General features: G+C 50.1%; 25 protein-coding genes and 1 other annotated feature. Of the genes, 3 read left to right on the forward strand and 22 right to left on the reverse strand.

Annotated features, from left to right (window positions below; translation table 11 throughout):
• Positions 1-160 precede the first annotated feature (160 nt).
• From rpoC to GON22_RS09500, 20 genes are all read right to left on the reverse strand, one after another.
• Complete coding sequence (gene rpoC / locus GON22_RS09405; RefSeq protein ID WP_160395847.1) at positions 161-3,787, reverse strand: DNA-directed RNA polymerase subunit beta'; 3,627 nt, start codon at positions 3,785-3,787, stop codon at positions 161-163.
• Positions 3,788-3,815: 28 nt separating this feature from the next.
• A complete protein-coding gene (rpoB, locus tag GON22_RS09410; RefSeq protein WP_202113171.1) occupies positions 3,816-7,379 on the reverse strand; it encodes a DNA-directed RNA polymerase subunit beta in 3,564 nt (1,187 codons plus the stop codon).
• Positions 7,380-7,899: 520 nt separating this feature from the next.
• Positions 7,900-8,514, reverse strand: a complete 615-nt coding sequence (locus GON22_RS09415; protein WP_160395849.1) for a methyltransferase — start codon at positions 8,512-8,514, stop codon at positions 7,900-7,902.
• A 94-nt stretch (positions 8,515-8,608) separates the two neighbouring features.
• Positions 8,609-8,968 (reverse strand): 50S ribosomal protein L7/L12, encoded by a 360-nt coding sequence (gene rplL / locus GON22_RS09420; RefSeq protein ID WP_160395850.1) that lies wholly within the window; start codon positions 8,966-8,968, stop codon positions 8,609-8,611.
• Between the two features lie 68 nt (positions 8,969-9,036).
• Complete coding sequence (gene rplJ, locus GON22_RS09425; protein ID WP_160395851.1) at positions 9,037-9,540, reverse strand: 50S ribosomal protein L10; 504 nt, start codon at positions 9,538-9,540, stop codon at positions 9,037-9,039.
• Between the two features lie 55 nt (positions 9,541-9,595).
• Positions 9,596-9,755: a sequence feature (ribosomal protein L10 leader region), on the reverse strand.
• A gap of 12 nt (positions 9,756-9,767) precedes the next feature.
• Positions 9,768-10,460, reverse strand: coding sequence for a 50S ribosomal protein L1 (gene rplA / locus GON22_RS09430; RefSeq protein ID WP_160395852.1), 693 nt, complete (start codon positions 10,458-10,460; stop codon positions 9,768-9,770).
• 134 nt (positions 10,461-10,594) lie between these two features.
• On the reverse strand, positions 10,595-11,020 hold the full coding sequence (rplK, locus tag GON22_RS09435) for a 50S ribosomal protein L11 (protein ID WP_006037962.1): 426 nt from the start codon (positions 11,018-11,020) through the stop codon (positions 10,595-10,597).
• Positions 11,021-11,108: 88 nt separating this feature from the next.
• Complete coding sequence (gene nusG / locus GON22_RS09440; protein WP_160395853.1) at positions 11,109-11,642, reverse strand: transcription termination/antitermination protein NusG; 534 nt, start codon at positions 11,640-11,642, stop codon at positions 11,109-11,111.
• Positions 11,643-11,665: 23 nt separating this feature from the next.
• A complete protein-coding gene (gene secE / locus GON22_RS09445; protein ID WP_006037964.1) occupies positions 11,666-11,875 on the reverse strand; it encodes a preprotein translocase subunit SecE in 210 nt (69 codons plus the stop codon).
• Positions 11,876-11,893: 18 nt separating this feature from the next.
• Positions 11,894-12,043: a 50S ribosomal protein L33 gene (gene rpmG / locus GON22_RS09450; protein WP_006037965.1), complete on the reverse strand. Its 150-nt coding sequence runs from the start codon at positions 12,041-12,043 to the stop codon at positions 11,894-11,896.
• A gap of 384 nt (positions 12,044-12,427) precedes the next feature.
• Positions 12,428-13,078, reverse strand: coding sequence for an RNA polymerase sporulation sigma factor SigH (sigH, locus tag GON22_RS09455; protein WP_160395854.1), 651 nt, complete (start codon positions 13,076-13,078; stop codon positions 12,428-12,430).
• A 199-nt stretch (positions 13,079-13,277) separates the two neighbouring features.
• Positions 13,278-13,808 (reverse strand): NYN domain-containing protein, encoded by a 531-nt coding sequence (locus GON22_RS09460; RefSeq protein WP_160395855.1) that lies wholly within the window; start codon positions 13,806-13,808, stop codon positions 13,278-13,280.
• A gap of 2 nt (positions 13,809-13,810) precedes the next feature.
• Entirely contained in the window at positions 13,811-14,656 is an 846-nt protein-coding gene (gene rlmB / locus GON22_RS09465; RefSeq protein ID WP_202113172.1) for a 23S rRNA (guanosine(2251)-2'-O)-methyltransferase RlmB, read from the reverse strand.
• Entirely contained in the window at positions 14,653-15,120 is a 468-nt protein-coding gene (locus GON22_RS09470; RefSeq protein ID WP_237179089.1) for a Mini-ribonuclease 3, read from the reverse strand. Before GON22_RS09470 ends, rlmB begins: the two co-directional genes overlap by 4 nt.
• Entirely contained in the window at positions 15,117-16,550 is a 1,434-nt protein-coding gene (gene cysS, locus GON22_RS09475; RefSeq protein ID WP_160395856.1) for a cysteine--tRNA ligase, read from the reverse strand. The genes GON22_RS09470 and cysS overlap by 4 nt, the downstream gene beginning before the upstream one ends.
• A complete protein-coding gene (gene cysE, locus GON22_RS09480; protein WP_160395857.1) occupies positions 16,547-17,230 on the reverse strand; it encodes a serine O-acetyltransferase in 684 nt (227 codons plus the stop codon). The genes cysS and cysE overlap by 4 nt, the downstream gene beginning before the upstream one ends.
• 627 nt (positions 17,231-17,857) lie before the next feature.
• The gene (gltX, locus tag GON22_RS09485; RefSeq protein WP_160395858.1) at positions 17,858-19,315 is read right to left on the reverse strand and encodes a glutamate--tRNA ligase; all 1,458 of its coding nucleotides are present in this window, start codon (positions 19,313-19,315) and stop codon (positions 17,858-17,860) included.
• A gap of 62 nt (positions 19,316-19,377) precedes the next feature.
• Positions 19,378-19,869 (reverse strand): 2-C-methyl-D-erythritol 2,4-cyclodiphosphate synthase, encoded by a 492-nt coding sequence (ispF, locus tag GON22_RS09490; RefSeq protein ID WP_160395859.1) that lies wholly within the window; start codon positions 19,867-19,869, stop codon positions 19,378-19,380.
• A 34-nt stretch (positions 19,870-19,903) separates the two neighbouring features.
• A complete protein-coding gene (gene ispD, locus GON22_RS09495; RefSeq protein ID WP_160395860.1) occupies positions 19,904-20,602 on the reverse strand; it encodes a 2-C-methyl-D-erythritol 4-phosphate cytidylyltransferase in 699 nt (232 codons plus the stop codon).
• A 47-nt stretch (positions 20,603-20,649) separates the two neighbouring features.
• Positions 20,650-21,747 carry a PIN/TRAM domain-containing protein gene (locus tag GON22_RS09500; protein ID WP_160395861.1) on the reverse strand — a complete coding sequence of 366 codons (1,098 nt, stop codon included), beginning with the start codon at positions 21,745-21,747 and terminating at the stop codon, positions 20,650-20,652.
• 142 nt (positions 21,748-21,889) lie between these two features.
• On the opposite strand from GON22_RS09500, the gene GON22_RS09505 reads away from it, so the two are divergent.
• The gene (locus GON22_RS09505; RefSeq protein ID WP_336604284.1) at positions 21,890-22,285 is read left to right on the forward strand and encodes a DUF1573 domain-containing protein; all 396 of its coding nucleotides are present in this window, start codon (positions 21,890-21,892) and stop codon (positions 22,283-22,285) included.
• A 129-nt stretch (positions 22,286-22,414) separates the two neighbouring features.
• On the opposite strand, the gene GON22_RS09510 is transcribed toward GON22_RS09505, so the two are convergent.
• Both GON22_RS09510 and GON22_RS09515 read right to left on the reverse strand, forming a co-directional pair.
• Positions 22,415-23,065: an L-threonylcarbamoyladenylate synthase gene (locus GON22_RS09510; RefSeq protein ID WP_160395863.1), complete on the reverse strand. Its 651-nt coding sequence runs from the start codon at positions 23,063-23,065 to the stop codon at positions 22,415-22,417.
• Between the two features lie 191 nt (positions 23,066-23,256).
• A complete protein-coding gene (locus tag GON22_RS09515; protein WP_160395864.1) occupies positions 23,257-23,673 on the reverse strand; it encodes a PaaX family transcriptional regulator C-terminal domain-containing protein in 417 nt (138 codons plus the stop codon).
• Between the two features lie 123 nt (positions 23,674-23,796).
• On the opposite strand from GON22_RS09515, the gene GON22_RS09520 reads away from it, so the two are divergent.
• Together GON22_RS09520 and GON22_RS09525 are read left to right on the forward strand one after the other, a co-directional pair.
• Positions 23,797-24,966 carry an MFS transporter gene (locus tag GON22_RS09520; RefSeq protein ID WP_160395865.1) on the forward strand — a complete coding sequence of 390 codons (1,170 nt, stop codon included), beginning with the start codon at positions 23,797-23,799 and terminating at the stop codon, positions 24,964-24,966.
• A gap of 53 nt (positions 24,967-25,019) precedes the next feature.
• Positions 25,020-25,721 (forward strand): metal-dependent hydrolase, encoded by a 702-nt coding sequence (locus tag GON22_RS09525; RefSeq protein ID WP_160395866.1) that lies wholly within the window; start codon positions 25,020-25,022, stop codon positions 25,719-25,721.
• The last annotated feature ends 105 nt before the right edge of the window (positions 25,722-25,826 follow it).

The raw sequence follows: 25,826 nt of genomic DNA on the forward strand, positions 1-25,826 counted from the left end.
ACACTACGACATATTAGCATCTGACGCCTATTCATGTCAAGGAAAAACACTTGAATAATTGTTCATTAATTTATTGTAAATCATGGCTACTCAAAAGAAATGGAACCCATGAACCATGCCGAGCACAAACGTGCCCAACATGGCCCACGGCTTCCGGATCTTAAGACTCGATCGCTACAGATTCGCTTTCTGCTGAACCTTCGCCTTCGATAATCTCATCTTCCAGTCCCGCAAAGCGGATGCTCCGGTAGCGAGTCATGCCTGTGCCTGCCGGAATGAGTTTGCCGATGATGACATTCTCTTTCAGGCCGAGCAACTGGTCGACTTTACCCTTAATTGCTGCGTCTGTAAGAACACGTGTCGTCTCTTGGAACGATGCAGCCGAGAGGAACGAATCCGTCTCAAGGGATGCTTTGGTAATACCGAGCAATACCGGCTTGGCAACTGCAGGCTCAAGCCCTGCAAGAATTGCCGTGCGGTTAGCCGCTTCATATTCATGAATGTCGACGAATGAACCAGGCAGAAGTGTCGTGTCGCCCGCATCAACGATACGGATTTTACGAAGCATCTGCTTGATCATAACCTCAACGTGCTTATCATTGATTTCTACGCCCTGGTTCCGGTAAACGCGTTGAACTTCTTGCAAGATGTAGTTCTGTACGCCACGGATGCCTTTGATGCGCAGCATTTCTTTAGGGTCGATCGAGCCATCCGTCAGTTCGTCACCAGCATCGATCTTAGCGCCTTCGCTTACGCGCAGGCGTGATCCATACGGCACGAGATACGTTTTGGTCTCAGCTTCGCCTTGGACTTCAATTTCACGGCGGTCTTTGCCGTCGCGAACTTCTTTCACTACCCCGTCGATCTCACTGATCGTAGCTTGACCTTTCGGGTTACGAGCCTCGAAGAGCTCCTGGATACGCGGCAAACCTTGCGTAATATCGTCGCCGGCAACGCCGCCGGTGTGGAATGTACGCATCGTCAGCTGTGTTCCTGGCTCACCGATCGATTGTGCTGCGATAATGCCGACTGCTTCGCCGATCTCTACAAATTTGCCAGTCGCCAAGTTGCGGCCATAGCACATTTTGCAGACGCCATGACGGGCACGGCAGCTAAGCACGGAACGAATCTGCAGCTTCTGAACGCCTGCTTCAACGATCTCTTCGGCTTTATTCGAGTCAATCAGCTCATTGCGGCGAGCAATGATTTCTCTCGTCTCTGGATGGCGAACAGTCTCGAAGCAATAACGGCCTTCGATACGGTCATACAGATCCTCGATAACTTCTTTGCCGTCACGAATTTGAGCAACAGTAAATCCTTTATCCGTACCGCAATCATCTTCGCGAACGATAACGTCCTGCGCTACGTCAACGAGACGGCGGGTCAAGTAACCCGAGTCCGCTGTACGAAGTGCTGTATCGGCCAAACCTTTACGCGCTCCGTGCGTCGAGATGAAGTACTCGAGGACGGATAGCCCGTCACGGAAGTTCGATTTAATTGGAATCTCGAAGATACGTCCTGATGGTGTTGCCATCAGGCCACGCATGCCGCCGAGCTGGGTAATCTGCGATTTGTTACCCCGTGCTTTGGAATCAACCATGAGCATGATGGAGTTAAAGCGGTCCATCGATTTCATGAGTGCGTCCGTCACTTGGTCTTTCGCTTTGCCCCAAATCTCAATTACGCGGTCATAACGCTCTTCGTTCGTGATCAAGCCCCGACGGTATTGATTTGTAACGATCTTAACCTTCTCATCGGACTCTTGCATGATTTGATCTTTCTCAACAGGTACAGTTACGTCAGCTACCGCTACAGTAATGCCTGCACGAGTCGAGTACGTAAAGCCGAGTTTCTTGATCTGGTCAAGAATAACCGACGTTTTGGTCGTCTCGTAGATCCGGAAGCACTCTGCAATGATATTGCCGAGATACTCTTTGCCAACCGCCGGAGCAATCGGGAGAGTCTCTTTAATTTCATGCAGGTCTGCGCCCTTTTCATAGATGAAGTATTTTTCCGGCGTCCCATGCAGAAGGTTCGCTTTGGTAGCTTCGTTAATGTAAGGGAACGTAGCCGGGAAAATCTCATTGAAAATGATTTTGCCAACCGTTGTAGACAGCAAGCCGCTCTGTTGTTTCTCCGTAAACGATACTTTGCCGAGCACACGTGCTGGAATGAATACGCGAGCATGCAGGGCAGCAGCGCCACGTTGGTACGCGGACACAGCTTCGTTAACTGATGCAAACACGATTCCGCTGCCTTTAGAGTCTTTGTCGTCGAATGTCAGATAGTAACTTCCGAGAACCATATCCTGGGACGGCGTTACTACTGGCTTGCCGTCTTTCGGGTTCAAGATGTTACCAGACGCAAGCATGAGCAAACGGGCTTCTGCTTGTGCTTCAGCAGACAAAGGTACGTGAACAGCCATTTGGTCACCGTCGAAGTCGGCGTTATATGCCGTACAAACGAGTGGATGAAGTCGAATCGCTTTGCCTTCAACCAAGATTGGCTCAAACGCCTGGATGCCAAGTCGGTGAAGCGTCGGGGCACGGTTCAATAGAACCGGGTGCTCCTTAATAACTTCCTCGAGAACATCCCATACCTCTGCGCTTACGCGTTCAACTTTACGTTTCGCACTCTTAATGTTATGGGCAAGGCCCTTGTTGACAAGCTCTTTCATAACGAAAGGCTTGAACAGCTCAAGTGCCATATCTTTAGGGAGACCACATTGGTACATTTTCAGATATGGTCCGACAACGATAACGGAACGGCCGGAGTAGTCAACACGCTTACCGAGCAAGTTTTGACGGAAACGCCCTTGCTTACCCTTCAGCATGTGGCTGAGCGATTTCAATGGACGGTTGCCCGGTCCCGTTACGGGACGGCCGCGACGGCCATTGTCAATCAAAGCATCGACTGCCTCTTGAAGCATCCGTTTTTCGTTCTGAACGATAATATCTGGCGCACCTAGGTCGAGAAGGCGCTTCAGACGGTTGTTCCGGTTAATAACCCGGCGATACAGATCGTTAAGGTCAGACGTTGCAAAACGGCCGCCATCGAGCTGTACCATTGGACGAAGCTCCGGAGGAATAACCGGGAGCACGTCGAGAATCATCCAGTCTGGGCGGTTGCCCGAGCTCTTGAATGCTTCGATGACTTCAAGGCGTTTAATCGCACGGTTACGGCGTTGGCCTTGTGCCGTGCGGAGATCTTCCTTCAGCGTATCGAGTTCTTTCTCAAGATCGATATCTTGCAGAAGCTTCTTAACCGCCTCTGCGCCCATGCCGGCTTGGAAGCCGTAGCCGTACTTCTCACGGTAGCTGCGATATTCTTTCTCGGAAAGAAGCTGTTTCTTCTCGAGAGGCGTTTCGCCCGGATCCGTTACGACATAGGATGCAAAGTAAATGATCTCTTCCAGAGAGCGTGGCGACATATCAAGCGCCAAGCCCATCCGGCTAGGAATCCCTTTGAAGTACCAAATGTGGGATACCGGAGCGGCGAGCTCAATATGGCCCATCCGCTCACGGCGTACTTTGGAACGCGTTACTTCGACGCCGCAACGATCGCAGACAACGCCTTTATAACGAACGCGTTTATATTTACCGCAATGACATTCCCAGTCCTTCGTCGGCCCAAATATCTTCTCGCAGAAGAGCCCTTCCTTCTCCGGTTTCAACGTCCTGTAGTTGATCGTTTCCGGTTTTTTGACTTCTCCGCGGGACCACGATCGAATTTTATCGGGAGATGCCAACCCGATCTTCATGTATTCGAAGTTGTTCACGTCCAACAAGGAGCAACCCTCCTTCGTCAAGTATCGCTTATTCGGCGCTAGCTTCTGAGCCTTCTAAATTTAAGTTCAGCTTGTCACCCGCACCGTCTTCATCATCGTCTGATTCACGAAGCTCGATTTCTTCTTCGTCCTCCGACAATATTTTAACGTCCATGCCAAGGCTCTGGAGCTCTTTGATCAATACTTTGAACGACTCAGGAACACCAGGTTCCGGTACGTTCTCACCCTTCACGATCGACTCATACGTCTTAACGCGCCCGACAACATCATCGGATTTGACCGTCAAGATCTCTTGCAGCGTGTAGGCCGCGCCGTATGCTTCGAGTGCCCATACTTCCATCTCACCGAAGCGCTGTCCACCGAACTGAGCTTTACCACCCAGCGGCTGTTGCGTAACGAGCGAGTATGGACCTGTCGAACGTGCATGAATTTTATCGTCAACCATGTGCGCGAGTTTGATCATGTACATGACGCCGACCGTAACTTCACGTTCGAACTCTTCGCCCGTGCGGCCGTCATACAGTACCGTCTTGCCGTTACGCTGCATGCCTGCTTCTTCCATGGCGTTAAATACGTCATACTCACGCGCACCATCAAATACCGGTGTCGCAGCATGAATGCCAAGACGTTTGCACGCCAAGCCAAGGTGAACCTCGAGTACCTGGCCGATGTTCATCCGCGAAGGTACGCCCAGTGGGTTCAATACAACTTCAACAGGTGTGCCGTCCGGCAGGAATGGCATATCCTCTTCTGGCATAATGCGCGCGATAACCCCTTTGTTACCGTGGCGCCCTGCCATTTTATCACCCTCGGAAATTTTCCGTTTTTGGGCGATATATGCACGTACCAGTTGATTCACGCCAGGTGGCAATTCGTCACCATTCTCACGCGTGAACACTTTAACGTCAACAACGATGCCGTCGGTACCATGCGGTACACGCAAGCTCGTATCGCGTACTTCACGTGCTTTTTCACCAAAGATTGCGTGCAGCAAACGCTCTTCCGCAGTCAACTCCGTTACACCTTTCGGCGTAACTTTGCCAACGAGGATGTCGCCAGCACTAATCTCGGCACCAACGCGAATAATGCCGCGCTCGTCGAGGTTTTTCAACGCTTCTTCGCCAACGTTCGGGATGTCGCGTGTGATTTCCTCTGGCCCAAGCTTCGTATCACGAGCTTCGGACTCATATTCTTCAATGTGAATGGACGTGTACACGTCTTCTTTCACAAGCTTTTCACTCAAGAGGATAGCATCCTCGTAGTTGTAACCTTCCCACGTCATGAAGGCAACGACGACATTACGTCCAAGCGCCAATTCGCCTTGTTCAGTCGAAGGGCCATCCGCCATGATATCGCCTTTGCGGATAATGTCCCCTTTGTTAACAAGTGGGCGCTGGTTAATGCAAGTGCCTTGGTTAGAACGCATAAACTTATGCAGTTTGTGCTTCACAAGATCGCCAGTAACTTGCTTGCCGTCGAGCATTTCAATACGGCGCAGCCAGATCTCATTCGCTGAAACGCGTTCGATGACGCCATCATACTTGGAAACGATACATACACCGGAATCTTTGGCCGATTTATGCTCCATTCCTGTACCGACAAGCGGTGCTTTAGGAATAAGCAGTGGAACTGCCTGACGTTGCATGTTGGATCCCATGAGCGCACGGTTGGAGTCATCGTTCTCGAGGAACGGAATGAGCGCTGTTGCTACAGACACTACCTGCTTCGGCGAAACGTCCATGTAATCTACACGGTCGCTTGGCATCGTCAGGATGTTGTCTCTCTGCTTATTGTAACGAACGAGAACGACATCCTCTGCGAAGCTGCCTTCTGGCGTAAGCTTAGCGTTCGCCTGTGCAACTACATAGTTGTCTTCTTCATCGGCCGTCATATAATCAATTTGCTCAGAAACGATTCCCGTCTTCGGATCAACCCAACGATATGGCGCTTCAATGAATCCATATTCGTTAATCCGGGCAAATGTAGACAAGGAGTTGATCAAACCGATGTTCGGTCCCTCTGGCGTCTCGATCGGGCACATCCGCCCATAGTGGGATGGATGTACGTCACGAACCTCGAAGCCTGCGCGTTCACGCGTCAGGCCGCCTGGCCCGAGCGCGGAGAGACGGCGCTTATGCGTCAACTCTGCCAATGGGTTCGTCTGGTCCATAAACTGCGAGAGCTGTGAAGAGCCAAAGAACTCTTTGATTGACGCAATTACAGGACGGATGTTAATCAACGCTTGCGGCGTAATTGCATTCGCATCCTGAATGGACATCCGCTCACGCACGACACGCTCCATACGGGACAAGCCGATACGGAATTGGTTCTGCAGCAGCTCGCCAACGGAACGCAGGCGGCGGTTACCCAAGTGGTCGATATCGTCAGTGTTGCCAATGCCATGCAGCAAGTTGATGAAATAGTTGATCGAGGAGATAATATCAGCCGGCGTAATATGCTTCACCGTTTTGTCGATAATACCGTTCGATACAATCTTCGTCACTTTACCATCTTCGAGCGGCGAGAATACGTTAATCGCTTGAAGCGGAATACTATCTGCATTAAGGACACCATTGGCTACATGGTAAGTTTTAAAGCCAACATTGCTTTCCAAACGCGGCAATATTTCATCCAAAAGACGACGGTCGATTAATTGTCCTGCCTCAGCGATAATTTCGCCGGTCGCAGGGTCAACAAGCGTTTCCGCCAATCGTTGGTTGAATAAACGGTTTTTGATATGCAGCTTTTTGTTGATCTTGTAACGACCAACGTTTGCTAGGTCATATCGTTTTGGATCGAAGAAACGTGCAACTAGCAAGCTCTTCGCGTTATCCAAAGTTGGTGGTTCACCCGGACGAAGGCGCTCATAAATTTCAATGAGTGCTTTTTCCGTCGAATCCGTATTGTCCTTGTCCAGCGTATTACGGATATATTCATCTTGTCCAAGCAAGTCCAAGATTTCAGCATCCGTGCTGAATCCAAGTGCTCTGAGCAATACCGTTACCGGTATTTTACGCGTACGATCGATCCGGACATAAATAATATCCTTTGCATCCGTCTCAAGCTCCAGCCACGCGCCGCGGTTCGGAATAACCGTAGCCGTATAGGTACGTTTTCCGTTCTTGTCAACTTTCGTGCTGAAATAGACGCTCGGGGAGCGGACCAACTGGCTGACGATAACCCGTTCTGCACCATTGATGATGAACGTGCCCGTCTCGGTCATAAGCGGGAAATCGCCCATGAACACTTCTTGTTCCTTAACTTCGCCCGTTTCCTTATTAAGGAGACGCACTTTCACGCGCAGCGGAGCAGCAAACGTAACGTCGCGCTCTTTAGATTCATCGACCGAGTACTTCGGCTCGCCGAGACTATAGTCGATAAACTCGAGTGACAGATTTCCTGTAAAGTCCTGAATCGGCGAAATGTCCTGGAACAACTCTAGCAAGTCAGTATCCAAGAACTTCTCGTACGACTTTTGTTGGATTTCAATCAGGTTCGGAACTTCGAGCACTTCATTAATGCGCGCATAACTTCTCCGCGTGCGTCGACCATACTGAACAAGTTGTCCTGCCAACTTAACCTCACCCCTCATGTCTGCTTCACAGCTTACGTATCGTAAAACAATAAAAACTTCCGCGGCGGATGCACAGCTTAGTAGTGTGCGATCTGCGTATTAGAGGAAGTTTTCAGCCCGCCAAGCGAAGCCGTGGTCCCTCTTAGCGGACCCGGCTTCGCCCGGCGGCTTTGAATCTTTGTGAACAACAACTCCAAACGATCCTCCCGAGAGAGGAACGGGCGGTGCTTTTCCTTGCGAGATAAGGAGGCGGTCTTCTATTGGATCGCTTTCTTATCTCGTAAAGAAAAGGCTCTTCTCGAACATTCATGTCGATACACGAGCAACCAACCCGCTAACGACGAGTCGCGACAAAGCAAAAGTCCTATATCAAGTAATTTTGCCCAAAACGTAAACATTATACGTCAAATGTCGTATTTCTATGCATGACGCGCCCGAATTTTGTTCTTGACATTTTAGTGAGCTAAAGAGAATTAGCCCAGTCTAATACTGACATTTTATAATAATATCACATCTGAAATGTCAAGTCAATAAATAGTTACACTTTTTCCGAACCTTCTCGGATTGCTTTGAAAATGCGATATCCTTTTTCTTTGGTTACTTCCTCAACATTGCCGAAGAGTTCCAAAAGTTTCGCTTCTGCCGAGGGAGCTCCCTGCTTCTTCTGAATGACGATCCACATTGCCCCTCCGGGGTTCAACAAATCGTAGCCTTCTTCAAAAATTTGGTGAACGACCGACTTCCCTGCACGTATCGGAGGATTTGTTACAATTACATCAAAGCGTTTGTCGCGAACCGATGAATAAATATCACTTTGCAACACGGTAATGTTGCCGATTCCATTGAGCTTCCCATTTTCTGCAGCCAATGCGACAGCACGCTCGTTAATGTCGATCATCGTCACATGGCCCTTCTCCGCTAACTTTGCTGCTGATAATCCAATCGGGCCATATCCACAGCCTACATCTAATACCTTTGCATCAACAGGTATGTCTAACGCATCAATAAGCACGCGGCTTCCAAAATCAACTCCAGATTTAGAGAACACCCCAGCATCTGTAGTGAACTTCAAACGTACGCCCCGCAATTCAAACTCGAGCGTTTTACGGTCATGCTGAACTTCAGGCACTTTCGAGTAATAGTGATTCGACACTAATTTCACTCCTTACAGCTCTTCAGCAGCAAAAATAGGAACGAACCCCTTGAAGCCGTGAAGCTCCAAGGGGTTCGACATCTCGTAAATGAGATTATTTTACTTCTACGGAAGCGCCTGCTTCTTCGAGTTTAGCTTTGATCGATTCAGCTTCTTCTTTCGAAACTTTCTCTTTCAGTGCTTTTGGAGCGTTGTCAACAACTTCTTTCGCTTCTTTCAGGCCAAGACCTGTGATTTCGCGAACGACTTTGATAACGTTGATTTTGGACGCGCCAGCGTTGTTGAGGATTACGTCGAATTCAGTTTGCTCAGCAGCTTCAGCAGCGCCGCCAGCTACTACTGCAACTGGAGCTGCAGCTGTTACGCCGAATTCTTCTTCGATTGCTTTTACCAGATCGTTCAGTTCGAGAACTGTCATTACTTTAATTGCTTCCAAGATTTGCTCTTTAGACATGGTTGAACCTCCATAAAATAAGTTTATTGTTAATCTAAACCGCTGGCTTCAGCCAGTGCGGCGAATTATTAAGCTTGTGCTTCTTGTTTCTCCGAAACCGCTTTGACAGCGAGTGCGAAGTTGCGAACTGGTGCTTGGAGCACGCTGAGGAGCATCGACAGCATACCTTCGCGGGACGGAAGATCCGCCAACGCTTTGATTTGGTCAACACCAACAACGCGACCTTCAACTACGCCACCTTTAACTTGCAGCGCGTCGTTTTTCTTAGCGAAGTTGCTAAGAATTTTTGCTGGAGCAACGATGTCGTCGCCACCAAATGCGATTGCAGTTGGACCCGTAAGAACAGCGTCCAGTTCTGACAATTCTGCAGAAGCAGTAGCACGGCGAACGAGTGAGTTTTTGAGGACTTGGAACTCGATGCCAGCTTCACGCAATTGCTTACGGAGTTCCGTTACTTGTGCAACGTTCAATCCGCGGTAGTCAGCTACAACCGTAGAGGAGCTCGCACGGAGCTTTGCTGCGATTTCATCAACTGCGAGTTGTTTATCTTGAATAATTTTTGCGTTTGCCACTTTGTACACCTCCCGTACATTATTGCACATTCCGTTCAATTACGTTTCCCGTCCCTTGATGCATGAGAAAGGCCTTCGCAGACAATGCGAAGGCCATGATGGTCTGTCAGCTTACCATTCTTGCGAATGTAAGATGCAAACACTGTATCATAACACCTCGGTAGGAAATTAAGCCCTTAGGCACCTACTGTCTACGGTATGCGTATTCGAAATTGATGCGTTGCCTCTTAGCGGTACGAAGCCACGTTAACGCGAGCGCCAGGGCCCATCGTCGAGGAAATCGCGATGTTTTTCAGGTACACGCCTTTAGCCGATGCTGGTTTAGCACGGTTAAGCGCATCGATCAACGATTTGAGGTTCTCAGAGAGTTTCTCAGCGTCGAACGATACTTTGCCGATCGGAGCAAGAATTTGTCCTGCACGATCGAGACGGTACTCGATTTTACCAGCCTTAATCTCTTGCACAGCTTTGGAAACGTCGAACGTTACCGTGCCGGCTTTAGGGTTAGGCATGAGGCCTTTACCACCGAGAATACGACCGAGTTTACCGACTTCAGCCATCATGTCAGGCGTAGCTACGCAGACATCGAAGTCGAACCAACCTTGTTGGATTTTGTTGATTACGTCGGAATCACCAACATAATCAGCGCCGGCAGCTTCCGCTTCCTTTGCTTTTTCGCCTTTAGCGAATACGAGTACGCGTTTCGTTTTACCCGTGCCGTGTGGCAGGACAACTACACCGCGAACCGCTTGGTCTTGTTTACGTGGGTCAACACCCAGACGTACCGCAACCTCAACCGTTTCGTCGAATTTAGCCGAAGCGGCTTTCTTCACGAGCTCGATTGCTTCTGCTGTTTCGTAAGTTGCTTCGCTGTCGATAAGCTTAGCAGCTTCGATATATTTCTTACCGTGTTTAGCCATGAGTATAACCTCCTTGTGTGGTAGTAGCGGAATATCCTCCTTGCGGATGATCCTCCCACTTTCACGCCGATGACGCTGCCATCCGCGCCGTCCTCCCGTTTCCGGAACGAACGCAACTCAATTATCGAGTTGGATTAGTCTTCGATAACAACGCCCATGCTGCGCGCCGTACCTTCAACCATGCGCATTGCCGCTTCCACGGATGCTGCATTCAGATCTTCCATTTTTTGCTCAGCGATTTCGCGAACTTTGGCACGTTTCACTGTTGCAACTTTCTTCTTGTTAGGCTCACCGGATCCTTTAGGGATACCTGCGGCTACGCGAAGCAGTACTGCAGCTGGCGGCGTTTTCGTCTCGAACGTGAACGAACGATCTTCGAATACGCTGATAACGACCGGGATAATCAAGCCCGCTTGGTCAGCTGTACGAGCGTTGAACTCTTTACAGAACGCCATGATGTTAACGCCTGCTTGACCGAGTGCAGGACCGATCGGCGGAGCCGGGTTCGCTTTACCTGCTGGCACTTGCAGTTTCACCATCTTGATGACTTTCTTTGCCATGCTAACACCTCCTTAAACCAGTAATGCCCATATGCACGAAGTTAAACTCCGCCTCGCCGGAGGCGCCGACGATTCCGGAAACCGGATGTTATATCTTCTCCACTTGAGTGTAATCCAGCTCAAGCGGGGTTTCCCTGCCAAACATGTTGACGTGAACCTTCAACTTAGCTTTATCCAGCAAGATCTCTTCGATCGTGCCAACAAAACCCGCAAAAGGACCCACTTTGACATTGACGGTTTCTTTCAGTTCGAACTCGATCTTCGGTTTCGGTTCCTCCATGCCCATGTGTTTCAGAATCTGATCCACTTCTTCAGGCAATAAAGGAGTCGGCTTAGAACCGGATCCCGTCGAACCGACGAAGCCCGTCACGCCGGGCGTGTTGCGAACGACATACCAAGAATCATCCGTTTGAACCATCTCCACAAGAACATAACCAGGGTAAACTTTACGCATGATGGTTTTTTTCTTGCCATCCTTGTTTACCACTTCTTCTTCCATAGGAACAAGAACGCGGAAGATCTTATCCTCCATGCCCATTGATTCAACGCGGCGCTCTAGGTTCGCCTTCACTTTGTTCTCATACCCGGAATAGGTATGCACCACATACCATCGTTTTTCCATAGCCATCCACCTTCGGACCCTTCTTAAACAACCAGTTCAACCAATTCAGAGATCCCGATGTCAAGAACCCAGAAATAAATGGTTACGAGAATAATAGTTACAAGCACTACAATCGTATAGCTTGTCAACTCTTTACGGCTCGGCCATCTTACTTTCTTTAGTTCCGCCCAACTGTCTGCGAAGAAACTGAACGTTGTTCCGAAGCCTTGCTTGAGCTTAGCCAAAAAAGCCACGTTCACACCTCCAATAGACTATCTCGTCTCGCGATGAGGAGTATGCTCGTTACAGAACTTGCAAAACTTCTTCATCTCGATGCGGTCGGGGTGATTGCGCTTGTTCTTGCTGTTCGTGTAGTTTCTTTGTTTGCAGCTCGTACAAGCCAACGTAATGATTACCCGCATGAAGTACACCTCCTGAGCTGTACTTAGTGTTGCTCTTTTATGTTGAATCAAAGTTGATTCCTGAGCCAATAGGTTGAAAAATGCATTTTTAGACCTACCCAAACAGATTATCACATTGCATTTTTCGTGTCAATGCCGATATATTCAACAAATATTTTGGCAATCGAGCTGCAGAACCGCGCCATTCCTCGTTTTGCTGCACAACAAGCGACATCGGGTGTCCTCCGTGCAGTATGGCCAATTTTCGGAAAAATAGACACATTTCATCTGCACGTTTGCATAATTCGCCGTTCTTTGGTTCATTCTAGCAGGCTACGCCTTAACTCCAGCACCTTACACCAAATAAAAAAGACTCGCTGCACGAGTCTTTGTGATTCGTATTCCTTATCCTCCGATATCACGCACTTCCAAGTAACGTTCCAGCTTACGCTTTACGCGTTGAAGGGCATTGTCTATAGATTTCACATGCCGATCCAAATCGACTGCAATCTCCTGATAGGAACGGCCGTCCAAGTAGAGCATAAGCACTTTGCGTTCCAAGTCACTCAATATCTCGGACATCTTGTCTTCTAATCCGACGAATTCTTCTTGATTAATAATCAGCTCTTCCGGGTCCGATACGCGAGTGCCGCAAATGACATCTAGCAATGTACGGTCGGAATCTTCATCATAGATCGGCTTGTCTAACGAAACATATGAGTTAAGCGGAATATGCTTCTGACGGGTCGCCGTCTTAATCGCAGTAATAATCTGCCTCGTTATGCACAATTCAGCAAACGCTTTAAACGATGAGAGCTTGTCTCCTTTAAAATCACGAATGGATTTATAAAGGCCTATCATGCCTTCCTGGACGATATCCTCCCGGTCGGCGCCGATAAGAAAATAAGAACGGGCTTTCGCGCGTACGAAATTGCGATACTTGTAAATCAAATATTCTAAAGCTTCGCTATCGCCTTCGCGGACCGCTTCAACGACATCTTCGTCCGTTCTGCAGTCATATCCGTCCGTACTCGTTTCTCTGAGGTCGATGCTCACGAACTATCCCTCCGGCCTGCAAGGCGTGCACTGCTCGACTCGCACTCTATCAAGCATAGATTTAGTATACATTATGTAACTTCGAACCGTCAACCGAAACGACCGCCCAAAACTACTAAGTAAATAGTAGATATGTAAGCAAATGGTGGAATTCAAATTGCCTAATGTTACCTACTTTTACACGTTTGTTACGCAATGCTTACAGATCCCCTCGACGCCACTTCTCGAGTCTCGCACGCACATCTAACGTTAACGATCCATCGACCGTATTTCGTTTGATCGGGCGTGTTTCAACCTCTTTTAATGTTGCTTGAATTTGTTTCTGCTTCTGCCCGATATCGATTAACAGCTCTCGCGCCGATAAGCGCAGCGCCCCTTTGCCAAACGCAACATGCTGCTCTGTCATATCAGAGGTTGCTACGTAGATATTGCGCCCGCGCAACGTCAAATCAACCACTAAGCGTTCAATGCATTCATCAGCTGTTTCTTTTTCCTTCGTATACACAACGACCATCTCATGCTGCTTATACTTCGCACCAAGCCCCGGAACTTGATGAGCGTCAAACACGACGTATACGCGCATGCCCGTAAACCCTTGATAATCCGCAAGCATGTCCAGCAATGCATCCCTGGCATCCTCAAGATCATGGTCACGAAGACGCTGCAATGCCGGCCAAGCCCCAATCATGTTGTAGCCATCAACCAGCAGGACGTCTCCCCTCCGGCTCATCGTCAGATACCCCTGCGTTGGCGAAGCACTTCATACATAAGAACGCCCGCAGCTACGGATGCATTCAGTGAGTTAAGCTGGCCAGCCATCGGCAGCTTAATAAGAAAATCGCATTTTTCACGAATGAGGCGTCCCATTCCTTTGCTCTCATTGCCAATGACAAGGCCGAGCGGCATATCAAACTTCGTGCGATAAACATCTTGCTCTGCCGCGACATCTGCTCCGGCGATCCATACGCCTTGCTCCTTAAGCGACTCAATCGTCTGTGCCAAGTTAGTCACGCGCGCTACTGGAACATACTCTGCTGCCCCAGCAGAAATTTTGGACACCGTAGCTGTTAATCCAACAGAGCGGCGCTTCGGAATAATAACGCCATGAACACCCGTGCATTCCGCAGTTCGCAGGATTGAACCTAAGTTGTGCGGATCTTCGATCTCATCAAGGAGCAGCAAGAATGGCGTTTCGCCTTTTGCTTTGGCCGCTGCAAGAATTTCTTCAACTTCGTAGTACCGATAAGCCGCCGCTTGTGCGATTACGCCTTGGTGAGCAACTTCCCCCGCCATGCTGTCAAGCTTGCGCTTGTCCGCAAACTGCACGATAATGCCATGTTGTTTGGCTTCCGCTACGATGGGTGCTGTAAGATGCTTTTGCGCGCCTTCTGCGATCCAAATCTTATTAATTTCACGGCCGGACCGGAGCGCTTCCAGTACAGGATGCTTGCCCGCAATTACTTCTTCTCCATTGTCCGCTGCCGTTTCGTCAACTCGCACTTGCTCGGTTTGGCGATTCCCGCCTGAACTCCGTTCGCGCTGGCGTTCTTGCCTATAGGGATTGTTCCGTGATTTCATGCCTTATCCTCCTCGGACCGGAGCGGTCCCTGTTCATCCAATATAACGGCCAAGAGCTCGCGAAGCCGGTCACCGCGTCTTTCATAATATAAATAGCCGAACAACGTTTCGAGCGCAGTCGCTTGGCGGTAATCAGCCAGATCAGCATTTTTGGGCGGCGCGCCTGACTTGGCATTCCGCCCTCTGCGTACGACATCCGCTTCTTCCTCTGTCAACAAGGGCGCCAGCTTCTCCAACGAAATCCGCTGCGCCTTGGCCGAAACCCGCTTCGTTGCTTCCCGATGCAATTCATGCATTTTATGGTTCGGCTTGGAGATCAGATACTGCCGTACTAGCAGCTCAAACACCGCATCGCCAGCATAAGCAAGAACAACTGGATTCATGAGCCGGGCTGGCTTCGATGGCTCATGAATCAACAGGTCAAGAGCATCCAATGGGGTATCGCCAATTGAATGCCCCATCATTTGCGGCGCCACTTAATGCCTTGCGGCGTATCTTCCAATACAATATTGTCAGCTGCGAGCAAATCCCGAATCTCATCAGCCCTTGCCCAATTTTTGGCCTGGCGTGCTTCCGTACGTTCCACGATCAACTGCTCGATCTGTTCATCCAGCATCTCTCCCGCTTCGGCCACGCGCGGCAGCAGCCCGAGCGTCCGGTCAAACTGCTCCAGAAACGCAAGCAGCGCTTGAAGCTCAGATGCAGAAGCATCCTGGCGTTGCATCGTGCCGTTAGCTTCCGATACAAGCTCGAACAATGCTGTAATCGCATCCGGCGTATTGAAGTCATCGTTCATTTTTGCATTGAATTGCGCTGCAATAGCTGATAATCTCGCATCCAATTCTGCATTGCCAGAAGCTATGGCCGACTGCTGCGAACCAATCGGCTTTGCCCCCAGTACAGACAACCGATGCAGCAAATTGCCTGCGCAGTTCGCAATGCGCTCGACACTGTTTTCCGCTTGCGCGAGCGTATCGTCACTAAAGTTCACCGGGCTGCGGTAATGCGTAGCAAGAACAAAATAACGAATCGCCTGCGGCTTCGTCCGCTTCAGCATTTCACGAACGGTGATGCCGTTTCCGAGCGATTTGGACATTTTTTCGTTATTAATGTGAACGTATCCGTTATGCATCCAATAGTTCGCGAGCGGTTTGCCCGTCAACGACTCGGATTGCGCTACCTCACATTCATGATGCGGGAATTGAAGGTCATGTCCGCCGCCATGGATATCCAGCGTATCGCCAAGATATTCGCGCGCCATCGCAGAGCATTCTATATGCCAGCCTGGCCGGCCGTTGCCCCATGGGCTGGACCAGTAGATTTCGCCTGGCTTAGCCGACTTCCACAGCACAAAATCTTGCGCATGCTGCTTGCGCTCATCGATCTCAATGCGAATGCCGAGCTGCAGTTCATCCGTATTTTGTTTCGACAGCTTGCCGTATTCATCGAAATGGTTGGTGCGGAAATAGACGTCGCCTGCGCTCTCGTAGGCAAATCCCTTATCTACCAAGCCTTCAATAAAACTAACAATTAGCGGAATGTGGTCCGTAACTCGCGGATTACGCGTCGCTTTGTGCACGCCGAGCGCCTCAATATCTTCATTAAAAGCAGCGATAAACGTATTGGCTACCTCTGGTACTGTCGTGCCCAGCTGTTCTGCTTTGCGAATCAATTTGTCGTCGACGTCCGTAAAGTTGACAATGTAATTCACATCATAGCCAACGGCCTCTAAGTAGCGTCTCACCACATCGAAAAAGATAACCGGCCGCGCATTGCCAATATGGATATAGTCATATACGGTCGGGCCACACACATACATTTTGACTTGGCCTGGCTGCTGTGGCTTGAAAGCCTCCTGCGCACGGGCCATCGTATTATAAATGGAAACAGTCATTTGACGGATTCTCCTTCGAGTACGGGCTCCCGGGACTTTCCCGCTACTGCCCTCAATTCATATACTTCATGCCGAAGATCGGCAATTTCCTTCTGCATTGTACGAAACATCTCAATGACTGGGTCCGGCAGTTTCGTATGGTCAAGCCGGTCGCCAACCCGTTCGCCATTCCGCTTAACGATACGCCCTGGTATGCCAACCACTGTGCTATTATCCGGAACGGCCCGCAAAACGACGGAATTGGCGCCTATGTTAGAATTGGCGCCTACGGAGAAGGAACCCAGCACCTTAGCGCCTGAGGCGATCACTACATTGTTGCCAATGGTCGGATGCCGCTTTCCTTTTTCCTTGCCTGTACCGCCGAGCGTAACGCCTTGATAAATGACAACGTCGTCACCAATCTCGCAGGTTTCGCCTATAACGACACCCATGCCATGGTCTATAAATAACCGGTCGCCAATACGGGCACCCGGATGGATTTCAATACCGGTCATAAATCGGCTAACTTGCGATACACCGCGTGCAATCGCGAACCAGCCCCGCTTATAAAAACCGTGTGCAACGCGGTGCGCCCAGATCGCATGGAGACCTGAATATGTCAGCACAACCTCCAGCTTGCTGCGGGCTGCCGGGTCGTTGTCAAACACCGCTTGTATGTCCGAGCGAATATGCCTAAACATGCCGCCTCCCCCTCTCCGCTTCCCCTCATTTCATCCGCAAGCCTATGCGGGCTATTCCCCATGTTTGCAGCATTGCCTTCTAACTAAATAACATGCTACCTGTACAAAAAAAAGCCTCCGCAGTCACAAGGACTGCAGAGGCGTGTTCGTCGCGGTTCCACTCTGCATGAACAAGGGTTCGATAGCTGGCTCCCTGCTGCGCTTAGCGTTAATCGCCTCTGCCGCATCGCCTGCCATATCGAATGGCCGTTCATCTTAAGTGCCCTTTAACGGAGGCATTCCGTTGCCGCCTACCCCGACAGGCAAACTAGGCCATCTTGAATTGAAATACTCAAGACCGGCTCGCATCACCGCATTCGGATCGGAGCAAGGCTCCCAGGTGCATCAGTTACGCTGTGGAATTAGACAACTTACAGCCCAATGCCGGTATGCCGCGAATGCATCGCGTGCCCGCATGACGGTTGTCCTCTCTGATAATTCCGCTATAGCGAACTTCTCCTGTTCAAAGCCTTTTTATTATAGACCGTAATGGAGCAACCAACTGGCCAGCTCCAACTTTGCCTTTAAATTCAGTATACCCGCTCACCGCCATGGTGACAAGGGCGGACGTCATGGGTTGCACACTTATCAGCCAAGTCGCAGCTTCAGCCGAGCCGCTACTTTGTCCTTGCCGAGCAATGCGATAGTCTGGTTCAAGTCAGGACCATGGGTTTGTCCCGTCAACGCAGCCCGGATCGGCATGAACAGCGCTTTGCCTTTGTTCCCCGTCTCCTGCTGTACCGCTTTAATTAGCGCCTTCATGTCGTCAGCGCCAAAAGAAGCAGCCGCTTCCACTTGTGCAAGGAACGCGCCCAGTACAGCCGGCACTTGCTCTTCGGCCAATACAGTTACAGCATCACCTTCATCTTCAACCGCATCCCGGAAGAACAGCTCCGTCAGCGTAACGATCTCCGATGCGAAACGAATTTTGTCTTGATACAGTTGGACAAGATCCGTTACCCAAGCATGTGCAGCAGCATCCAGCTCAGCCGGTACGCGGCCTGCCTTTTGCAGATGAGGCAAACAGAGGTTAACAAGGCGGTCAATTTCGGTTTTCTTCACATATTCATTGTTCATCCACGCCAGCTTGTTCGTATCGAATACAGCCGGGCTCTTGCTGAGCCGCGCTGCATTAAACACGCTGATGAGCTCGTCGCGCGTGAACATTTCTTGCTCGCCCTCTGGCGACCAGCCAAGAAGTGCGATGAAGTTGAATAGCGCTTCCGGCAAATAGCCTAACTGATCGTATTGCTCGATGAACTGGACGATGGATTCGTCGCGCTTGCTGAGCTTCTTGCGCGATTCATTCACGATCAGCGTCATATGGCCGAACTGTGGAGGCTCCCAGCCAAGCGCTTCGTAGATCATGAGCTGGCGCGGCGTATTCGAAATATGGTCCTCGCCACGCAGAACATGGGAGATCCGCATCAGGTAATCGTCGATTACTACAGCGAAGTTGTAAGTCGGAATGCCGTCCTTTTTCACGATTACAAAATCGCCCATGCCTTCGGATTCGAAGCTGATTTCGCCTTTTACCATATCGTTGAACTTATAAGTTTTGCCTTCTTGAACGCGGAACCGAATGCTCGGCACACGGCCTTCCGCTTCGAACGCTTGGCGCTGCTCTTCTGTCAGCTCACGATGCTGGCCAGAGTAGCGTGGCGTTTCGCCACGGGCAATTTGCTCCTCACGCTCTGCTTCGAGCTCTTCTTCCGTGCAGTAGCAGCGATACGCGCGACCCTGGTCAAGCAGCGCCTGCCAGTGTTCGCGATAAATATCGAGGCGTTCCGTCTGGCGATATGGTCCGTAACCTCCGCCAACGTCGATGCTCTCGTCCCAGTCGATGCCGAGCCATTGCAAATATTTGAGCTGGCTTTCTTCCCCGCCTGCTACGTTACGTTTCACATCTGTATCTTCAATCCGAATAATGAATTTGCCGCCTAAGCTGCGTGCATACAAATAATTAAACAATGCCGTTCTTGCATTGCCGATATGGAGATGGCCCGTCGGTGACGGCGCATATCGAACGCGAATTTCCTGTGTCATTGATTACTGCTCCCCTCGTACTTGTGCCGGTCCTTGCGGTCGGACTTCTCGTAAACTAATGCCTAAGATGATAGCACATCCTTGACAAGACAGACAACCGATTGCGCTGCGATTCCTTCGCCCCGTCCAGTAAAGCCGAGCTGCTCCGTCGTCGTCGCCTTCACGTTTACTTGCGACAAGTCGTCGGCTTCCAGCACGCGCGCGATGACCTCAACCATTTGCGGTATGTAAGGAAGCATCTTCGGCTTCTGCGCAATAATCGTATTATCGACGTTGCCCAGCTTGTAGCCCCGCTCCTTCGCAAGCGCCCACACATGCTCAAGCAGCTTGACGCTGTCCGCGCCCTCGAACGCCGGATCTGTATCTGGAAAATGCTTGCCGATGTCGCCCAGCCCAAGCGCCCCGAGCACAGCATCCGCTACGACATGCAGCAAAACGTCCGCATCGGAGTGGCCGAGCAATCCCTTCTCATACGGAATTGTAACGCCGCCAATAATGCACGGGCGCCCTTCTACCAATTGATGTACGTCGAATCCTTGTCCTACACGAATCATGCTCATGTATCCCCCTCTTAAATGATGTAACGTTTTATAATGGCTTGCGCGTTTCCAATAGGAACGTCGCGTACGGCAAATCTTCCGGCGTCGTTATCTTAATGTTCGTATAATCGCCTTCTGCTACAACGACCGGAACCCCCAGCCGCTCGACGACCATCGCGTCATCCGTGCCAACGAAGCCCTCAGCTTCTGCCTCCTCATGCGCACGGGTTAGCAGCGCACGACGAAAAGCTTGTGGCGTTTGGATCGCCCACAAGCTCCGGCGGTCAGGCGTCGCAACGATGACACCCGCTTTATCAACCTGTTTAATCGTATCTTTCACGGGAACAGCGAGTACGGAAGCGCCGGCTTGCATAGCAGCTTCACAGCCTCTTCGCACGGCTTCTGCCGTAACGAGCGGACGGACGCCATCATGCACCATCACCCATTCAATGTCCGCTGGCAGCGCTTTTAGCCCCAAGTGAACCGAATGCTGCCGCTCCGCTCCGCCAGTGACGACTGCCGTTACTTTGTCTAATCCATATTGCACTACCCAATTCTGGCACCGGTCGATATCATGCTCCCCAACGACCAGCGTTATCGCCTTCGTGCCAGCAAGTGACTGGAACAGCTCAAGCGTATGGACGAGAATCGGCTTGTCCTGCAAAGCCAAGTACTGCTTGCTCTCCGCCGTCCCCATCCGCGTCCCTTTTCCTGCTGCCACGATGACGACTCCCCACTGTGCTACCATGTCTGCCAACCGCCTCACTGTATGATCATACAACCATCATACCGTGTTTATTGCGCTTTTTCCAACAGCTTCGGCTTCGCAAAGATCATTCGGCCCGCCGATGTTTGCAGCACGCTCGTCACGAGCACTTCCATCGTTGTCCCAATGTATTCGCGGCCGCCCTCTACGACGATCATCGTTCCATCATCCAGATAAGCAACGCCTTGGCCATGTTCCTTGCCATCCTTGATCACCTGCACGACGATCTCCTCGCCTGGCAGCACGACCGGCTTCACTGCGTTGGCTAGATCATTAATGTTCAGCACCGATACGCCTTGCAGCTCGCATACTTTGTTCAAGTTGAAGTCATTCGTCACAACCTTGCCGCCGAGCGCCTTAGCGAGCTTAACCAGTTTGCTGTCCACCTCGCCAATTTCTTCGAAATCACCTTCATAAATAAGCACTCTGACGTCGAGTTCTTTTTGAATTTTGTTCAAAATATCAAGTCCCCGCCGGCCGCGGTTTCGCTTGAGCAAATCCGAAGAATCCGCAATATGCTGCAGTTCCTCGAGCACAAACTCTGGAATAACAAGCGTGCCTTCGATAAACCCGGTTTTGCAAATGTCTGCGATCCGCCCGTCAATAATGACGCTCGTATCCAAAATTTTATGTTCCTCAAATCGGCTCTTGCCATCGTCCTCCGCAGGCATCGTTCGACGCTGCATCAGTGTGCTCCATCCCGCAGCTAACTCATCCTTCTTCCCAAGGCCAAGCTGCAGCCCCAGATAACCGAGCAGCGCCGACAGTATAACAGGAAATACAATGCCGATTCCGTTGATCCGCGCGACAGCCGGATAAAGAAGCGCCGCAAAAATAAGTCCCGCCAATATGCCTGACGCCCCTGCAAACAAATCATTCATAGGAACCGCCGCCAGCCGTTCCGACCCGCCGCGAACCCGCTTCATAATTGGTGTTGCCATCATCGTTGCCGCTGCAAGGCCGCAGAATGCGCCAATCGCAATGTTTGCATAATGCATGCCCGATCCGCCACCTTGTGCTGCCGTGCTCACGAGCGAAGAAGAAAATCCGCTGCCCATCCATTCATCCCACTGGCTGCCAAGCGCGCCACCCAACCAAATGCCAATAATTTGTATCATACGTTTCATGACCTATTCCACCTCCATTACTCATTATGGTCAGCGTATCCGCCCATTAATCCCCGTTCCAACCAATTTCTTTTTGAAATGGAACGGCGCGAAGATTATAATAGAGTTATACGAACGCCGATGACGAGAAAGGTGGATGAATGTGAGCGCACCAACATTGGATCAATTTCAACGGCAAGTGTCTGAACTATTGCTACGGCACCGCAGTCTATTAGATGTCCTCTCCAAATACGGCCAAACAGGTTCTGCTGTCAACCGCGCTGTTGCCAAAGCTGTTACCGAATGCGGCTGCATTGAGTTAAATGCCAAGAAGCAAGCCTATTCGGATGAGACCGATCTGACAGAAGCCCAATCCATGCTGAAAAATCACATGAATGGCGAGTTGTGCGAGCAATGCAGCGATGTCCTACGCGCTGAGCTCGGCCGTAACCTGTTCTACATGTCCGCTCTATGCAATCTGCTTGATATTAAGCTCGAAGACGTTGTTGCCAACGAATCAGACAGATGTTCTACGCTCGGCCTGTTCAATATGCGTTAATGCTTCAACACGAATAACAGGGGGTCCCAAACAGCCACGAAGGCTGGGGACCCCTGTTTTATTTTGCGCTGCCAAATGAAAAAACTGCCCTAAAAGTCTATAGAAATGACTTTCGGGACAGTTCTAGGTTTAATCAATATCCTTAAAAATCGGTGCAATCTGGTTCAGCTGCTCTCTCGTTAAGTCACCGAAGCGCGTGATGCGCGGCTCGCCAGTCAGATCGATAATTGTACTCGACTTCGTCGTCCCCTGCGCCTCTCCTTTCAATATGTAGTCGACATTCCCGCCAACTTGGCGGAGTGCCAGATCTAGATCAACCAATACCCCATCAGCTTGTCCAGACAGATTCGCCGACGTCATCGCAACCGGCATATTCGTGTATTTCATCATCCCGCGCCATACCGGATTGCTCAGGCAGCCAAGGGCAACGGTCGAACCGCCACATACCATACGATCAGATATTGAAGGCTTTTTCGGCAAAATGATGTTAAGCGGCCCTGGCCAGAACGCATCTGCAAATGCCTGCACAAGACCGGGATCAGCCGCCTCCGCGTAGTCCTTCCACTCATCTGGCTCCAAAAAGAACAGCGTCAGCGCTGACGTCGCCGGACGGTTCTTAATCGCGAATGCACGCTCGATCGCATCGTCCTTCCATGGATTGAGCGTCAACGCGAGATTCGTGTCACTCGGAGCAATGACGATTCCTCCATTTACAACACATTCAGCTGCTTTACGGAAATTTGGTTCATTCGGTTCCAACACTTTATTATGCTCTGCCATTCCAACCACTCCTCTTCATAATTTATTGCCTGCGGCTTTGCCTATCTCTAAGCTATCAGCGAAAATCTTTTCAATCCAATATTTTCTATCTATGTATATATAGATAAAAACTATAACAAAACACCAGTTAATTGCTTATAATCATAGATGGAAGTGAGTACTGCCGTGTCAGGATGCATGTTCATAATGAATTATGTTGCGAGGGGACATTTTTTAGTTATAACAAAAAAACTCCAGCCAAGTGGCTGCAGCTTCGGATTACTGTTAGTGATTGACAAAACGATGGTAATGCGAGGATGGCGAGATGTGGACGCTGAGCCGCGCCATAAGTATTGCTGCAGCTCTGCATAAACCTTCTCCCCTTCCCAATCAACAGGGAGCAGCTGTTTAGGCAGCATCGGGTCGATGAGGCTGAGCTCGGTGATCATTTCATCCAGCGTTAAAAAATGAACGAATAGCTCCTCGTCCGATTTCAAATTCAGCGGTTCGGCAGCGGGAATGAATGTTTCATGGAACCACTGGCGATTGGCGATGTAGGCTTCATTGATCCGAACTTGCATGCGCACCTGATTGCGAATCTGTCGGTCTTTCTCTGGGATCTCAATCAATAAGACAAACCAATTGCCATCCCTTATCAAAATTATAATCGATTTTTGTCGACTGGTCCAAGATCTGATTATAAGCTCATTTTATTAATTTTGGTATTTATTATGTAAAAGGAGTTGAGTTCAATGTCAATTAACGCTAGACTGTTCTATGTGTACCGTATCGTCTCACGCATGTATTTCCATTTGTCCGTTCTATTCGTTTACTTCTTCACACTCGATTTGCCTGTCTGGAAAATTGAGCTGCTGCTGGGCGTGTACGCTATTGTGCTTCTGCTAACCTCCAAGCTTAATGCAGCCATGCTCACACGCATGCCGCATAAGCAGGTCATCGCGCTCGGAGAGCTTATAAAAGCAGGCGGACTCGCCGCACTCATTGCCAATGAACATCTCGGCATTCTGCTTGTTGGCCAGATCCTATCCGGTCTTGGATACAGTTTGGCACAAGGCACAGACTCAAGCTTATTGCGTACGATCATGCCCGACATGCAAGCGTACAAGAAAGCCGAATCCGGCTCCAGCAGCTACACCTTTGCTTCCTTCCTGCTCTCAGGCATCATTGGAAGCATCATCTTCAACTACTCCCACGAATACGCCTTCTGGTGCTCCATTGGAGCGAATGCTATCGCGATCACAGCTGTACTCCTCATTCGAGAACCTGCTCACACAAACACACAGCAAGAGGCTCGCGGAGCGAAGCCAACAGAAACATCCGCCCAGAAGTTTTGGAAGCTTTATTATTCCATCACACGAGCGTTTGCAATGGCTACCTTTGTCGGATTTCTCCCTTACTATTTCTTCACGCAAACCCAAGTCAGCTTAAATATATTTGGTTTAATTCTCAGCCTTTTCACCTTGCTCGGATTCATCTCGGCACGTTTTATCGTCCGGGCTGGCAATGTATATGGGTTTGCCAAAATCGCAGCCACATCGGCGCTGTTATGCACCGCATCTATGGCATTGCTAGGCAGCAGCAGCTACCTCCCCTTCGGGATCGTCGCACTGGCTGTCCTTGGCCTAGCTTCCGGCGGCGTAAGGCCGCTCACACTTAGCAACCTGAATATGGGCGAATGGACACCGACGCAGCGGACTGCGCTGCTCTCCTCCATGGAACAGTCTTTCGGATTGTGGAATGCAATCCTTCTTATCGCTGGAGGTTTTGCGATTGATTCTATCGGTTTTCAGTGGTTAATGCTGATTCTGGCCGTTGTTTACGTTGTTCTCATGACAGTTGGTTATTGGCTTTATCACATACATACCGCACAGCCAACTGCCGCCGCAGAACAAATTCAGTAAGAGCGGACAGAACCGGCTTCACCTATATAATCAAATTAATGGAGGAATTAATGATGAAAATTACTTTTTTGGGCCACTCATGTTTCCTGGTAGAAGCTAACGGCAAAAGTGTTGTAATCGATCCGTTCCTGACTGGAAATCCTCAAGCAGCCGTTAAAGCCGAAGACCTTAAGGTAGATGCCGTTCTCGTTACGCATGGCCATGGGGACCATACAGGGGATGCTGTGAGCATTGCGAAAAATAACGATTGCCCTATCGTGACGACCTATGAGCTCGCGCTCCATTTTGCAAAACAAGGCGCATCCATTCATCCGATGGGTGTAGGCGGAGCATTCACCTTCCCATGGGGCCGTGTCAAAGTAACGCCAGCATGGCATAGCACGGGAATGGAAGTTGGGGAAGGCGAGTTCATTTATGGCGGCGTTGCAGCAGGCCTGCTCGTAACAATGGGCGGCAAAACGGTTTACCACGCAGGGGATACTGCACTGTTCTCTGACATGAAGCTCATCGCCGAACTGAATACGATCGACGTTGCTTGCTTGCCCATCGGCGATAACTTCACAATGGGCATCGAGGATGCTGTTATTGCGGCAAGCTGGCTGAAGCCAAGCGTTACGATTCCTATGCACTTTAATACGTTCCCGCTTGTCGCAGTAGATTCATCTGCATGGGCAGAGCAAATGGAACGCAAAGGATTGGCGGGCCAAGTGCTTAGCCCTGGCCAATCGTTGGATGTTTCCACTGTAACGGCTTAATCATTCGTTTGCTGAAACCTGTTAACACTCGGCAACAAAAGACAGAGGTATCCCACAAGCCGCGCGATGGCTAAGGGATACCTCTTTTCTAACGGATCTCAAAAG

The organism is Paenibacillus sp. MMS18-CY102 (genome assembly GCF_009789195.1).
Lineage (GTDB): Bacteria > Bacillota > Bacilli > Paenibacillales > Paenibacillaceae > Paenibacillus_T.

What these genes read in the sequence shown, in the direction of transcription:
- rpoB (WP_202113171.1), bottom strand. Translation starts at nt 7,379, where the DNA reads ATGAGGGGTGAGGTTAAGTTGGCAGGACAACTTGTTCAGTATGGTCGA.
- rplL (WP_160395850.1), bottom strand. Translation starts at nt 8,968, where the DNA reads ATGTCTAAAGAGCAAATCTTGGAAGCAATTAAAGTAATGACAGTTCTC.
- rplA (WP_160395852.1), bottom strand. Translation starts at nt 10,460, where the DNA reads ATGGCTAAACACGGTAAGAAATATATCGAAGCTGCTAAGCTTATCGAC.
- rplK (WP_006037962.1), bottom strand. Translation starts at nt 11,020, where the DNA reads ATGGCAAAGAAAGTCATCAAGATGGTGAAACTGCAAGTGCCAGCAGGT.
- nusG (WP_160395853.1), bottom strand. Translation starts at nt 11,642, where the DNA reads ATGGAAAAACGATGGTATGTGGTGCATACCTATTCCGGGTATGAGAAC.
- rpmG (WP_006037965.1), bottom strand. Translation starts at nt 12,043, where the DNA reads ATGCGGGTAATCATTACGTTGGCTTGTACGAGCTGCAAACAAAGAAAC.
- GON22_RS09460 (WP_160395855.1), bottom strand. Translation starts at nt 13,808, where the DNA reads ATGAGCCGGAGGGGAGACGTCCTGCTGGTTGATGGCTACAACATGATT.
- rlmB (WP_202113172.1), bottom strand. Translation starts at nt 14,656, where the DNA reads ATGAAATCACGGAACAATCCCTATAGGCAAGAACGCCAGCGCGAACGG.
- GON22_RS09470 (WP_237179089.1), bottom strand. Translation starts at nt 15,120, where the DNA reads ATGATGGGGCATTCAATTGGCGATACCCCATTGGATGCTCTTGACCTG.
- cysS (WP_160395856.1), bottom strand. Translation starts at nt 16,550, where the DNA reads ATGACTGTTTCCATTTATAATACGATGGCCCGTGCGCAGGAGGCTTTC.
- cysE (WP_160395857.1), bottom strand. Translation starts at nt 17,230, where the DNA reads ATGTTTAGGCATATTCGCTCGGACATACAAGCGGTGTTTGACAACGAC.
- gltX (WP_160395858.1), bottom strand. Translation starts at nt 19,315, where the DNA reads ATGACACAGGAAATTCGCGTTCGATATGCGCCGTCACCGACGGGCCAT.
- ispF (WP_160395859.1), bottom strand. Translation starts at nt 19,869, where the DNA reads ATGATTCGTGTAGGACAAGGATTCGACGTACATCAATTGGTAGAAGGG.
- ispD (WP_160395860.1), bottom strand. Translation starts at nt 20,602, where the DNA reads ATGGTAGCACAGTGGGGAGTCGTCATCGTGGCAGCAGGAAAAGGGACG.
- GON22_RS09500 (WP_160395861.1), bottom strand. Translation starts at nt 21,747, where the DNA reads ATGAAACGTATGATACAAATTATTGGCATTTGGTTGGGTGGCGCGCTT.
- GON22_RS09510 (WP_160395863.1), bottom strand. Translation starts at nt 23,065, where the DNA reads ATGGCAGAGCATAATAAAGTGTTGGAACCGAATGAACCAAATTTCCGT.
- GON22_RS09520 (WP_160395865.1), top strand. Translation starts at nt 23,797, where the DNA reads ATGTCAATTAACGCTAGACTGTTCTATGTGTACCGTATCGTCTCACGC.
- GON22_RS09525 (WP_160395866.1), top strand. Translation starts at nt 25,020, where the DNA reads ATGAAAATTACTTTTTTGGGCCACTCATGTTTCCTGGTAGAAGCTAAC.